The organism is Psychrobacillus vulpis, from assembly GCF_006861825.1.
Taxonomy (GTDB): domain Bacteria; phylum Bacillota; class Bacilli; order Bacillales_A; family Planococcaceae; genus Psychrobacillus; species Psychrobacillus vulpis.
Genome location: NZ_VDGI01000001.1, coordinates 133,093 through 147,111, shown reverse-complemented (window position 1 = coordinate 147,111; position 14,019 = coordinate 133,093). Strand labels below are relative to the sequence as shown.

The 14,019-nt window shown below is 36.3% G+C and carries 12 protein-coding genes; 4 read left to right on the top strand and 8 right to left on the bottom strand.

All coding sequences use genetic code 11. From position 1 onward, the window contains the following. The first annotated feature begins 442 nt into the window (after positions 1-442). A complete protein-coding gene (locus FG384_RS00720) occupies positions 443-757 on the top strand; it encodes a DUF4288 domain-containing protein (protein ID WP_142640638.1) in 315 nt (104 codons plus the stop codon). A gap of 85 nt (positions 758-842) precedes the next feature. Here the strand turns inward: FG384_RS00720 and FG384_RS20275 are convergent, their stop codons facing one another. The 8 genes from FG384_RS20275 to FG384_RS00685 all read right to left on the bottom strand — a co-directional run bounded on the left by FG384_RS20275 (position 843) and on the right by FG384_RS00685 (position 9,853). Then, entirely contained in the window at positions 843-971 is a 129-nt protein-coding gene (locus FG384_RS20275) for a hypothetical protein (protein WP_276612725.1), read from the bottom strand. Beyond that, complete coding sequence (locus FG384_RS00715; RefSeq protein WP_142640637.1) at positions 968-2,257, bottom strand: helix-turn-helix domain-containing protein; 1,290 nt, start codon at positions 2,255-2,257, stop codon at positions 968-970. The genes FG384_RS20275 and FG384_RS00715 overlap by 4 nt, the downstream gene beginning before the upstream one ends. A 243-nt stretch (positions 2,258-2,500) precedes the next feature. After that, entirely contained in the window at positions 2,501-4,222 is a 1,722-nt protein-coding gene (locus FG384_RS00710) for an ABC transporter ATP-binding protein (protein ID WP_205961721.1), read from the bottom strand. Positions 4,223-4,292: 70 nt separating this feature from the next. Beyond that, complete coding sequence (locus tag FG384_RS00705; protein ID WP_142640635.1) at positions 4,293-4,586, bottom strand: hypothetical protein; 294 nt, start codon at positions 4,584-4,586, stop codon at positions 4,293-4,295. Positions 4,587-5,395: 809 nt separating this feature from the next. Beyond that, entirely contained in the window at positions 5,396-6,571 is a 1,176-nt protein-coding gene (locus tag FG384_RS00700; RefSeq protein WP_142640634.1) for a M20 metallopeptidase family protein, read from the bottom strand. Further along, positions 6,568-7,803 carry a Zn-dependent hydrolase gene (locus tag FG384_RS00695; protein ID WP_142640633.1) on the bottom strand — a complete coding sequence of 412 codons (1,236 nt, stop codon included), beginning with the start codon at positions 7,801-7,803 and terminating at the stop codon, positions 6,568-6,570. The genes FG384_RS00700 and FG384_RS00695 overlap by 4 nt, the downstream gene beginning before the upstream one ends. A gap of 66 nt (positions 7,804-7,869) precedes the next feature. After that, positions 7,870-9,057 carry a hypothetical protein gene (locus FG384_RS00690; protein WP_142640632.1) on the bottom strand — a complete coding sequence of 396 codons (1,188 nt, stop codon included), beginning with the start codon at positions 9,055-9,057 and terminating at the stop codon, positions 7,870-7,872. Between the two features lie 268 nt (positions 9,058-9,325). Further along, positions 9,326-9,853, bottom strand: a complete 528-nt coding sequence (locus FG384_RS00685; RefSeq protein ID WP_142640631.1) for a YceI family protein — start codon at positions 9,851-9,853, stop codon at positions 9,326-9,328. Between the two features lie 257 nt (positions 9,854-10,110). Between FG384_RS00685 and FG384_RS00680 the strand changes: the two genes are divergently transcribed. From FG384_RS00680 to FG384_RS00670, 3 genes are all read left to right on the top strand, one after another. Then, positions 10,111-10,416 (top strand): winged helix-turn-helix transcriptional regulator, encoded by a 306-nt coding sequence (locus tag FG384_RS00680; RefSeq protein WP_142640630.1) that lies wholly within the window; start codon positions 10,111-10,113, stop codon positions 10,414-10,416. A gap of 169 nt (positions 10,417-10,585) precedes the next feature. Further along, entirely contained in the window at positions 10,586-11,503 is a 918-nt protein-coding gene (gene murB, locus FG384_RS00675) for a UDP-N-acetylmuramate dehydrogenase (protein ID WP_142640629.1), read from the top strand. A gap of 114 nt (positions 11,504-11,617) precedes the next feature. Beyond that, positions 11,618-13,972 carry a penicillin acylase family protein gene (locus FG384_RS00670; protein ID WP_240793305.1) on the top strand — a complete coding sequence of 785 codons (2,355 nt, stop codon included), beginning with the start codon at positions 11,618-11,620 and terminating at the stop codon, positions 13,970-13,972. Positions 13,973-14,019: the final 47 nt, after the last annotated feature.

Below are 14,019 nucleotides of genomic sequence, written 5' to 3'. Positions count from 1 at the left end.
GAAGATTCAATGTATGGTTATCAAATGATGAAAGAATTAGAAAATCATTCGGGAGGACTATACTTGGCCACGATTTACAGCACGAAAGTAGCTGTAAATTTTGCGGCGGATATACACAGGGATGTCTTTCAAAACTATTACGAGCTATACGAAAGCCAGTTAAATATTTAATGGAAAAAACTTATCGTGCTTTTTCTAGCAGGTAATGCAGATTTTTAACCAATTAGAATTTTAATTGGGTAATTTTACCTATTAATTAAAAATAATATAAGAGTAAAAAATACACTATGTTAAATCAATTGATTAGTATGAAAGTATGAATAAATTTCTCTGATTAAGCCTCATTTTCTTAAGGGAATTTCTCAACTAAAAGATATGGATTTTTCCAGTCAATTAAAGAATAATAAAGAGAAGAGAAAAATAGGGAATAGAGGTGTTCTTTTTGGAGAATATTTATTCAGTAAAACTATTATTTGAACATATTTCTTCACCAGAGTCTATGCCTAATAAAACATTTGAGGAAACGATTAATATCGTTAGAGCCGCTAAAATCGAAGATGTCGATGGATTAGTAAAAGAACATTTTAAAGACGTGACATATACGAACGCTTTTGGAGAGATAACTACTATAAAGTTAGTTATGATTCTCGATATTTTTGAATTGGTTGATAGTCTAGAAAAGTCATTAGAATTTGTAGAAGTGTATAGTCATCATATCATACTGGATGATGAAGTTTTCATTGAAAAAGGATATTGAAAAAGGATATTGAAAATATATTAAAGGGTACAAGATTCAGTTATAGAATCTTGTACCCTTTAATGTTAATTGATAGATATATAATTTAAATAGATTTACCAACGCCAATAGAAGTGATTTCAGGTTTATCATTCACTGCAAGTTCAGTACTACTTACAATGGTCACTATTAATAAACCTACACAACAAAGTACACCTACTAAAAATTTTTTCATGATAATTCCTCCCAATTAGATACTTTTGATTGTTTTATATGATAATTAAATCCTTGTTCATAATAAATAGTAGCTTGTTTGTATTGCTTATCTTCGGCTAATTTTTTCGCTAGGACGTAGCAATAAATAGAGCAATACTTATACTCTTGCTTGCTTTCGAAATAATCCAAAGATTTTTTGAAAATCGAAATAAGATCCTTTTCCTTAAAAAGAATTGATCTATATATAGCAAAATGATTTGTATAAAAGATTCTATTCTTTTTTGTTAAAAGGTCTAACAATTTATACCCTTTTTCCAACCAAATTTTTGCGTTTATAACATCACTATTTTTATGATATTCCTTTACTATAGATAAAATTGTAACTATTTTATCGTCGGGCTTAGATTTTGCATCTAAACTATTTTGAAAATGGAAAAGTGCTTTTTGGGGATTTTTTAGTAGAGAATAACTTGCTCCTAAATTATGCTCAATCATTCCATTGAATTTAGAAGACTCAATCTTAGTGCTTATTTCTTTTGCCTTTTCATAGATAGCTACAGATTCTTTTAACACTCCATTATCTTTTTGAGCAATACCTAAAATAATCAAGCATTCAATGGAGCGTTCTATTAAGATTTCTTGATTAAAATAAGAAAGAGCCGATTTCACATAATCAATTGCGAGTATGTATCGTGATTCCGATAATAGGGATAAGCTCGAAATATAGTAAAGTTCAGCCATTTCCCAATCTTCCATACGATAACTTTTGATTAATGTAAATACTTGTGAGAAAATCTCAGATGCTTCTCGGAATTGATTGTTCAAATACGCTATAATACCTTGAATCGTATAAAGATAAAATAATTGTTCCGTATTCATTTCCTTTTTGAACTCTTCTAATATAGTCACATTAGTTTGGACTTCGTTTGTATAGTCAGGCAGCATAAGCATCAGCCTTGTTTCCATTAAAAGAAGGGTGAGTCTATTAGGGTCAATTGGATGTTCCACTATATAGATGTGAATATCTTGTAGAAGATTTGCTGCCTTTTGTTTATCTCGAGAGTTGAGTACAGTTTTGAAGAGCAATTTAAAATGAATTGACTTTTCAGGGTTTATATCACTCTTTAGTGAATCCAGAGGGATATTTAACCGCGTTAAAATATGCTGCTGTATATTTTCACTTGGTGTTACTAAGCCATTTTCTATTCTACTTAAGTAAGAGGGAACACAAATACCAGAAGCTAAAGACTCTTGCTTCATATTTTGTCTTTGTCGTTCTAATTTAATCAGCTGCCCTATATTCACCCAATTACAACCCCCCTCGATAGGATCAAAATAGGAAAATAAAATCCAGTTCTATAATTAAGATAACATAAAAATAAAGGAAAAACATAGAAATAATTGATTAGGAAAGCAGTAATATAAAATGCTAAAAAAACTCATTTTTTAGACTCCGCTTTCTCAATTGAAAGTTAAAGAGGTTACTGCTTCACTATTAAAAAATACAATGTGCCAAGTCTAATTACTCCACTCATTGGACTTTCTTTTTCACGACAATCCTTGCCCCTGTGTAAATTCTTTATAAAGTTCGTGATGAGCAATGAGTTGTTCATGTGTGCCACTTCCTGTGATTTTCCCTTGCTCTAAAAAGAATATTTGATCGGCATGAGTAATCGTTGCGAGTCTGTGTGCAATAATTAGAGTAGTACGGCCTTTCATTAGACGTTCTAACGCTTCTTGTACGATAGCTTCCGAACCACTATCTAGGTTGGAGGTTGCTTCGTCTAAAATTAATATTTTCGGGTCGTGCAAGAGTGCACGTGCAATTGCAATACGTTGACGTTGTCCTCCAGAAAGCTTGATGCCACGTTCTCCAACGAGCGTATCGTATTTGTCTGGAAGCTCATCTATAAATGCAGAGGCATTTGCTGCAGTTGCTGCTTCAATAATTTTCTCCATTGGTGGAATAGTAATCATTCCATATGTCATATTGGATAAAATGGTGCCGCTCATTAAAGGGCTTTCCTGTGAGACGTACCCAATTTTAGAACGCCATGCACGTAAAGAGAGATCAGTAATTGATGTTTGATTAAACAAGATTTTCCCAGAATCAGGGTCGTAAAATCTTTCCAACAATGAAAATATGGTTGTTTTGCCACCGCCACTTGGACCGACAAATGCTGTTACAGTCCCAGGACGAGCTTCAAATGAAATCCCATCAATCACTTTTTTGTCCAGACCATATGAAAAATGGACATCTTCGAAAGCAACTACACCATCTTCTAATAGTTGTTTCGATTCCACTTCAACTGTTTCACTATCCATATGGAATATTTCTTGAATACGCTCGGTCGCTCCTACAGCTTTTTGGAAAGAAGCAAAAAACGTTGCCATTTGGGCAAAAGGAACAATTATTTGTACTAAGTAAAAGATGATGGCAACAAGTTCGCCAGCAGTCAAGATTCCTTTTGATACTTGTAAACCACCATAGCCTAAAATTGCGACTAAAATCACCATCATAGTAAGCGTCATAAAAGGTGCTATGAACGCTTGTATTTTAGCTTCTTTAAGTCCAAATTTATATAAGCTTTGAATTGCTTCGTTGCCACTTGCAGTTTCCGTTTTCTCAGCTCGATAAGATTTTACTAAACGAATTTCAGATAGCACACGTCCTAAAAGACCCGAAAACGAAGCCATTTCTTTTTGTGTAGATTTCGAAACTTTATGCATCATATTGCCGAGTGGAATCATAATTGCTACGCTCAACGGGACACTAATAAGCATGATTAACGTCATTTTCCAATCAATAAAAAATAATATAATGACAGACCCTATGATTGTGATTATTCCAGTAATAAAATTCACCAAGTGATCAGTAATGAGTGATTTCAAAGTGGAAGTGTCTTGTGTAATGCGGCTCATTGTTTCGCCGCTTTCATTCTGATCATAGTAGGTTACAGGAAGATGAAGCACTTTGCTCCATAGCTTTTTGCGAAGATCCGCAACTATATATTCTCCTATATAAGATAATAGATAGAAAGAAAACCCACCGGAAATAGCTTGTAATAAAAATACAACAAGCAATAGCATAATCATTTTCCAATTAAATGCAGTGCTTGTTAACGTATCGACTAAATCTTTTGTAACAAGGGGTACTACTAATCCAATAACTGTGCTTAAGAGAGATAAGACTAGTGCAATAATTGTCATTTTGACAGGCCATCGAAGGCTTCTGAGTAATTGGAAAAATCCTTTTGTAGATTTTTGCATTGTTAAACTCCTATCTTTGTGTATGCACTTTTAAAAACAATCGTGCGGAAATTTTTCTGCACGATTGTTTTTAAAAGGATGTAATCTTTGTTTCACTTAGTGCTTTTCTTTGTAAATCTAAAACAAGAGGATCAGAGCTTTCTAACAAATTTGCTTGTTTTTGTTGTAAATCTAATCGCATATTTTCAGTCTCTAATAAAAAATTGTTATACTTTAGTTTTTCTAATTCAATCTCATCTTTTACAATTTGTGCTTTCACTTTTTGGGACTTCCGTAAATGGGTTGTCCATATCGCAGTTAGTGGTATAGAGAAAATCATCACAACTGCTACAAAACCGATTCCCAGTCCAATTAAATCTTCCATCAATATCCCTCCAATAGTTATTTCTTACATATATACGAAAATCCTAGAATATAGTTTCAAAATTAAATTAATTAATCCAAAATCCATTCCTTTGTTCGTTTGATTAGAAAGTTAGTTAGAAAAATGGAGCAGTTAGTTGGAATAAATGAAGTCTTAGTTGGAAAAAACGTCACTTTAGTTGGAAAAACATTTTAAATGTAAAAAGGCTACCCCTAACAATTTCGGGGTAGTTCAGCTTGTCGACAAATGCATCTTTATGAATCAAAATATATTAAGAACATAGTGATTATTGTGCTTTTCCTGTAGCAATCGCTTCAGGCGGACGCTTTCCGCGGGCTCGCGCCAAGCCTCCTCGGCTTTGCCTGCGGGGTCTTGGACTGTCTCGCTGTCCCGCAGGAGTCGCCGCCTTCCGCTTATTTTTAACTTCAATAAACAGAAAAGTGGACAATTAAAGCCTTTTCACTTGATGATACGGGATAGTCAATCCGTTATTTTTATCAGATATTCCGAGAATATTAATTGATCACAGCATCTTCAGATTTACACTTTCCACTTTCAACTTTCGATAGGCAGGGCTCGCCACGGAGACTCCTGTGGGAATAGCTTGAGCTGAAGACCCCGCAGGAAAGACACTGGCCGAACTTTATTTGGCCAGTGTCTTTGCAGTGACGAGGAGGCTGAAGCCAAGCCCGCGGAAAGCGAAGTGGCGGGCCCTGCTGATTCTCTTATACATCTCTACTCATTGTAAAAAGAATTTGTCTACAGTCTGAGCTACCCCGAACAATTTCGGAGTAGCTAACAGTCTGAATTTATTTATTCAAATATGCCCATGCATATTGTGCATAAAGCTCGGCTCCCGTAGCAAGCGCATCTTCATCAATATCAAAATTTCCATGATGATGAGACCACTCTGTATCTTTTTCAGCATTGCCACTACCTACTAATGCAAAGCTACCCGGTGCTTTCGCTAGGAAAGCAGAGAAGTCCTCTGCGCCCATTGTTGGTTTTTCGTTAAATAGAACATCTGAACCGAATGCTTCGGCAGCAACTTGTTGAACGAGTTTTGCGCTTTCTTCATCATTATCAACTGTATCTGTTCCGCGAATATATTCCACTTCAGCTGTAGCTCCATAAATTGCAGCAACACTCTCAGCGTATTGTGTAATGCTTTTTTCGATATGATCTCTCGTATCAGGATTGAAAGTACGAACCGTTCCTTCGATTTCTGCATTTTCTGCAATGACATTAAATCTTGTTCCGACAACCATTTTTCCAACAGTAAGGACAGCAGGACTTTGTGGATCAATCGTTCTAGAAACAACTGTTTGAACATTCATGACAAATGAAGAAGCAACGATTGCCGCATCAATACAAGCTTCTGGAATAGCACCATGTCCACCTTTTCCTTTAAATTTCACTTTGAAAATATCGGCAGCCGCAAACGATGGTCCTGGAGTACAGGAAACTTTATGTGTCGGCATTTGTGACCAAATGTGAATACCGAATACGTTGTCTACTCCATCCATGGCACCTTGATCTACCATGGATTGGGCTCCTAGTGCAATTTCTTCTGCAGGTTGGAAGAGGAAGCGAACATTACCTGGGAGTTCTTCTTTTACTTCAAATAATGCTTTTGCAGCGATAAGAAGCATAGATGTATGCGCGTCGTGACCGCATGCATGCATTTTGCCATCTATTTTAGATGCATATGGTACATGTTTATTGAGTTGCTCGACTGCTAGTGCATCCATATCTCCACGGAGAGCTACCGTTTTACCGCCAGGCACTGCTATAATCTCAGCGATAACTCCTGTTGGCTCTGTTTTGCGGTAGGAAATTCCAAGCTTATCTAGATATTCACAAACAAAAGCAGTTGTTTTGAATTCTTCAAAAGATAACTCTGGTTCACTATGCAATTTTCGACGCAGTGCAGTTAATTCTTCACTATTATTTGTAATAGATTTTTTTATTTTTTGGTTAATCATATTCCATTTCCCTCCGTTAATTGTAATGCTGTCTGAAACAAAATGTCCGTGCCATCCGCAATATGTCGAGCATCTGACCATTCTTCTGGGCAGTGACTAAGTCCATTTTTACTTGGAATGAATACCATTCCACAAGCAGTAAAATCGGATAATACCATAGCATCATGACCTGCACCGCTATTAATAGAGCAGTAGGGGATGTCTAGTTTCTCACTCTTTTCTTTTAAAATGGTTCGAATATTGTTATCCATTTCTTTTGGAGAGATGTAAAGTAATTGTTCTGTTGAAGTGTAGATGCGATTTTCATTTTTGGAAGAAACTAATTCCTTTACTTTTCGAATAACATTTTGTACATGTACTTCCATACCAGAACGTATATCTACGGAGAAAACTACTTTGTCAGGAATGACATTTGCACCGTTTGGGAATACATTTAACTGCCCAGTTGTGATAACCGTCCCATTACCCTCCTCAACGGCAATTTGAGGAATGGCAGAGATGATTTCTGCAGCAGTAACAAGTGCATCGGAGCGATGACCCATTGGTGTTGTGCCAGCATGTCCCGCTTGGCCACGCACTGTAACTTCAAGCTGTGTCAATCCAACGATGGCTTCCACTACACCTACAGGGATAGATTTTTCTTCTAAAATTGGACCTTGCTCTATATGAAGCTCTAGAAAAGCTTTAATTGATTTTGGATGACGGAGCTTTTCTTTTGTAAAATCTAGTCCGATCTGAGCCATGGCATCTTTTGCAAGTATTCCATCCTTATCAGCAAGTGTATGGAATTCTTCATTTGTAAGTAAACCCATCATTCCTCTCGAGCCTAACAAGCCCCCGCCAAATCGAGAGCCTTCCTCTTCAACAAGAGCGATAATTTCAAGAGGGTAAGCTGGTTTACAATTATTCTCTTGAAATAGAGCAGCAATCTCCAAACCTACTACAACACCTGCAGTTCCATCATATGCACCACCATTAGGAACGGAGTCAAAATGAGAACCAATTATTACAGACGGGGCATCTAGGATAGTACCTTCTAACTTTCCGAAAATATTACCAAGTCCATCTTCTGTTACTGTTAATCCGTATTCTAACATTCTCTCTTTGATGTAATTTCTAGCACTTAAATCTTCTTTAGAATATGTAAGTCTCGTTACCCCTACTCCAGGTGTAGATGTAAATTGGCTTAATAATTCGATATGCTTTTCAATTCTTTTGTGATTTGCATACATACTATCTCTCCTAATCTTATAAGACAAAAGGAATAAACTTGTTTATCTATTAAGTGACTAGCTTTTTTACAAGAATCCTACGAAAATACCAGCAAGAATAACAGAAACAATCGTTACACTGATAAATCCTCCGACGAGCATAGGTGGAAGCATATGATCAGTAAGAACTTTTCGCTCCTTTTCATCTTGTGTCAATGAATTAATCACTTCATTTGTAATAATGTAGTCAGCAGGGAAACCATATAATGCAGTTAGAGAAATAGCGAAAGCCATATTTTTGCTGACCTTTAAAACCTTCCCTATGATAAATGAGAAAATATACATTCCGATAACTCCTAATACAATTGTTCCAACAAGAGGGTAAATAATTTGAACAATCATAGATGGTGTCGCCGCTTTTAAACCATCAAATACGAAGAGCATAAGAACCATAATACATAAGCCGAAACCATTTGCTTTTTGTAATGCATGACGTTCTAAAAAGCCAACGCTTGCAGCAATAATACCGAACAATAAACAAAGAACGTACGGACTAACAGTTAAAATTGGAGCCAATAATGTAGAAACTAGATACGCAAGAAAACCTACGAAGGCTAGTCGGAAAAATTTAAAATAATCGGTATTGTACTTTTTAGGAAGTTTACGGAACAATTTCGGTTCTTCTTTCGATTCCTCTGATGAAGAGCTTGCTTGTCCTGTCGCAGCTAATTCCCCTTTGTGAAACCTTTCAAGTAGCATTTTCCCTTCTTTTTTAAGAACAATCGATGTAAGTGGATAGCCAGCAAAACCTTGCATAACATAAATAACAATTGCAAATACAGATAAAGTTGTGAGCCCAGCATTTGCAGCTCCTTCAGACATGATTAAGGCAGATACGATTCCTCCTACTAGAGGTGGAATGGCAACAATTACAGTTTCAACGCCAAATATAAAAGTTCCAATTCCAAAAAGAGCAGCGATAATTCCAAAAATTCCTGCAAGGGAAATGACAATAGTTTTCCACTGTTCTTTTAATTGTTGTATAGAAAGCAAAGTACCCATATTCGTAATAAGTAAGTAAATCATCATCGTTGCAACAACAGGTGGTACACCTGCAACGGAAACTATATCTTTTGGAAAGAAAGTCCAATAACCAATAAGAAAAAGAACTGCAGAAACAAAAACAGAAGGAATCCATGCTTTTGTGCGAGTGGAGACAAGGTCTCCGATGAATAGAATTGCAATAACGATAACTAAAGCGAGCATTTGAGACATAATAGTCTCTCCTTTCAGACAATATTGAATTCTCTATACAATATCACATAATTTAATAGATATGAAGTATATAATATATTTCAGAGTATTTAATTTTTTTTAAATGGAAATGTAAGTGTTTTATTTTATTAAAGAATAGAGTTTGGTGGATTTTGGAGCTTGAGTTTTTTGCAAATAAAATTGTTTTATTAGAAGAAAGTTGGGGAAGTCGTAATTTCATACAAAAAAGCTACTTTGGGTATACCAAAGTAGCTTAGTCTTATAAAGATTATTGAGCTGGGTTTAATTCAAGTTCAACAGAGATTTTAATATCTTCTCCAACTAGTACGCCACCAGTTTCAAGAGCTTGGTTCCAAACTAGACCAAACTCTTTACGATTTAGTTTAGTATCCGCAGAGAATGCTACTACTTCTTGACCCCATGGATTAGTACCTTTACCGCCGTATTCTACTTCAAAAGTTACAGGTTTTGTTACATCTTTAATAGTCATATCGCCTGTTACATCGTATTCGCCATCATCTGTTTTTTTGATGTCCGTTGCTACGAATTTGATGCTTGGGAAGCTTTCCGTGTCAAAGAAGTCAGCTGAACGTAAATGGTTATCACGATCTTCATTGTTTGTATTTATAGATTTTACATCAATTTCAAAGCTAATAGTTGCACCGTGTAAATCTTCTGCATTACCTTCTAGCTCAGCAGTGAAGTTAGTGAAAGAACCCTTTACTTTTGAAACCATCATGTGTTTTACAGAAAAATCGATACTAGAATGTGCAGCGTCAAGATTAAATTTTGTCATTTTTAATTTCCTCCTAAAATGTTTGTTATTTTTTTTTAGTATAAAACACATTTCTCTTGAAATCAAGATATTTTATTTCAAAATAAATGAAAATAAACTAAGCATAATTCTTTACCCATTTATAAAGTATGCAAACATAAGTTACTTTATGTAACTTACTTTAAAATAATAGTATACTTACGTCAAGTAATTAAATTACTTTTGTTTTACAAAAAAATAATATAAGGATATAATAGTACGTAATAGAGGTGAATCAGATGAAAGAAGCGTTATTATGTCCACGTTTAGCGAAGGCAATGGAATTGCTTGGGAAAAGATGGACTACTTTAATTATTTATCAATTAATTGATGGGTCAAAAAGATTTAATGAGATTGAGTCTTCTCTTCCTATAAGTGGTCGATTACTTTCCGAACGTTTAAAAGAGCTTGAAAAAGAAGGATTAGTAGAAAGAACTGTCTTTTCCGAAGTCCCAGTTCGTGTCGAATACAATTTAACTGACAAAGGTCTTGCTCTAAAAGATGTAGTTGGTGGGATCGAATCTTGGTCTAAAGAATGGTTATAACAATTTTGCTTGAAAAAATAGGTGTGAGAACGCATACTATGTAAGGGTGAAAGGTTCTCCTTATTCAGTAATGTGTACAAATGTCAGTTGAATAAGGTTAAAGCCTCAGGTAGATGTCACATTACTATTATGCCGAGGCGTATTTGATTGAAGAAAGGATTGTCTCTTTTTGAGTAAACAAAAATGGTTTCAAGATTTGGTTACACAGTTAGATACTAAAAATGTAAAAATAGATGAATCACTAAATTTGCATACAATGACACGCATGGGTGGAGTTGCAGATTTGTTTGTAACACCAGAAACGGAAGATCAAACTGCATTCGTTGTCCAATATGCGTATAACAATGATATTCCTTTATTACTCCTAGGAAACGGCTCCAATATGGTCGTTCGAGATGGTGGCGTTCGTGGTATCGTACTTCGTTTAGAAAACTTAAATAAAGTTACGATAAATGGAAATCAGGTAATTGCAGAAAGTGGAGCAGATATAATAGATGTTTCGAGAGCAGTGGCAAAGGAGTCTCTTACTGGCTTAGAATTTGCTTGTGGAATTCCTGGATCTATCGGTGGCGCAATGGCAATGAATGCTGGAGCATATGGTGGAGAGGTGCAAGATGTCATTGTTCAATGCACTGTACTTACGCCAAGCGGAGAAAAACTTATTCTTTCGAAAGAAAAGTTAGAATTAGGTTATCGAAAAAGCATTATCTCCAAAGAAGGTTACTACGTTTTATCAGCAGAATTTGAATTACATCTTGGAGACCCAGCAGAAATTAATGCGAAAATCGCGGACTTAACTTTTCAACGTGAATCAAAGCAACCGTTAGAATATCCTTCTGCAGGAAGTGTGTTCAAACGCCCCCCTGGCCATTTTGCGGGGAAACTTATTCAGGACAGTGGCATGCAAGGAAAAGGTTTTGGTGGAGCGGAAGTTTCTACGAAGCATGCAGGATTTATAGTGAATAAAGATAATGCAACTGCTACTGACTATATTAGTACAATTGAAATGGTTAAGGAAGCAGTGAAAGAAAACTTTGGTATTGAACTAGAGCTAGAAGTAAAAATTGTTGGTGAGAATAAAAAATAATACAAACGTAGACCTATGAATATATTGATATTCATAGGTCTTTTTTTGCAGTAATCCTGGTGTAGAGTCACTCAGATAGAGAACTGAAGTAGGGAAATAGAAAGGAGTGTGACATTGAAAAAACGATGGAAAATAGTTGTGTGGATATTGGGGTGCATTCTTACAATATGTGTTGTAGCAGTTGTTGGATTGAATATGTACTTATCTAATTCAATTCCAATAGTTGAAGGTATGCTTACATTAGCTGCACTAGAAGAGGAAGTCAAGGTCGTGCGGGATGATAACGGAGTTCCACATATACATGCTAAAACTGATGCTGATTTATACCGTGCACAAGGATTCATACAAGCACAGGATAGGCTATTTCAAATGGACTTAGCGAGAAGACAAGCTAGTGGTCAATTGTCAGAAGTGGTGGGAGAAGCTGCGATAAATACGGATAAATTTTTCCTCACTTTTAGCTTGAGAGATGCTGCTGAGCAGTCCTATGAAGGGTATGAGGCAGAGGCAAAAAATGTGCTGAAATGGTATGCAGAAGGCGTAAATGAATTTATTAATTTTGCCAAAAAAGAAAAGAAACTAAGTTATGAATTTAAGCTACTTGGATACGAGCCGGAAGAATGGACTCCAATCGACTCATTATCGATTGGAAAATTCATGGCATACGATCTTGGAGGAAACTGGTCTACATTAGCATTTAGGCACTGGGCGATAAATAAGCTAGGAGAAGAAAAGGCTAAGGAATTATTTATCACATATCCGAAAGATGCTCATTCTATTATTGAAGCAAATAGGGCTAATCCTGTGAATGTAAGTGGTTACTTTGATGCATCCGTGCTTCCGAATGAGTTTAATGGTAGCAATAATTGGGTTGTAAGTGGAGATAGAACTGCAAGTGGGATGCCGATACTCGCAGATGACCCCCATCTAGTGTTAAGTACCCCATCTATTTGGTATCAAATGCATTTAAATTCCCCAGAACAAAATGTAAGTGGTGTTATTTTTGCTGGAGTTCCGGGAATTATTTTAGGCCATAACGAGAACGTGGCATGGGGTGTAACAAACGTTGGACCTGATGTGCAAGATTTGTATATTGAAACACCAAGCCCAGAAGATCGCACGCAGTTCTTATATGAAGGTAAATGGGAGCAAGCGGAAGTGCGAAATATACCGATTAAAGTAAAAGGAGAAGAGGACGTCCCATTTGAGGTTGTTGTAACACGTCACGGGCCAATCATTTCAGATATTCTATTTAAAGAAGAGAAGGCTTCAGCATTATTTTCAATGCAGTGGACTGCACTGGAGCCCACCCTCGAACTACAAGCCATCTTGAAAATGAATAAGTCGTCCAACTGGGATGAATTTGAAACCGCATTAGAAGATTTTCATGCACCTGCGCAAAACTTTGTGTTTGCTTCAAAGGATGGAACGATTGCATATAAAGCGAACGGTCGAATACCAATTCGTAAGTCTGGGGAGGGCCAATTACCGGTCCCAGGAGATTCTGACGAATACGGTTGGAATGGATACGTTCCCTATGATGAATTGCCTACAGTAGTGAATCCCACGGAAGGATTCATTGCGACCGCGAACAATGAAGTGATTGATGATTCATATTCATACCATATTACGGATTTTTGGGCACAATCCTATCGGTATGACCGAATTGCAGAAATTCTGGAGAGCAAATCAGACTTTACGAAAGAAGACATGATGGATTTACAAATGGATCAAACTAACTTATACGCAAGAGAGTTTTTGAAACAGATGCTTAGTTCAATAGAAAAGCTAGATGTAAATGGAGAGTATGAAAAAATTGTTACTTTATTGACCAAATGGAATCAGGTAGATGATAAGGATCAGGCAGCTCCGCTTGTATTCCATAAGTGGATGAAAGAACTACCAAAGACTTTATTACAAAGTGAAATGCCAGAAGACGTGTATGGAATGCTGCCAGGGAAAGGGAACATAACCGATCAGTTTTTAAGAAAGGGATATGAAAAAGAACAAAGTGTTTGGCTAGAAGAGTACGGTGGAATAGATAAATGGGTGTATGATTCGTTTGTAAAAGCAGTGACAGATATAAAACATGAGTATGGAGGCAATGAAGAAAAATGGAATTGGGGAGACTATCATCAACTTACATTTGATCATCCCCTTTCAGGAGCATCACCGATTCTTGCTTATTTGTTAAATCCAAAGTCTGTTCCAATCGGCGGTTCGAATATTACAGTCCAAGCAGCTGCATTTGATGAGAATGGAAATGTAGATCATGGTGCGTCTTGGCGCTTTGTCGCAGATCTATCAGATTTAAAACAGGCGTATCATATTGTGGGACCTGGTCAAAGTGGTCATATGCAGTCAAGATGGTATCAGGACCAAGTTATGGACTGGGCAAATGGAAAGTATCATATAACAGTCATTGATGGAAGTGAAAGTGGTAGTACACTCATTCTAAAAGCTGAATAATCATTAAACTGCGACCATTTTTAGAAGGAGTGGTCGCTTTTATATGA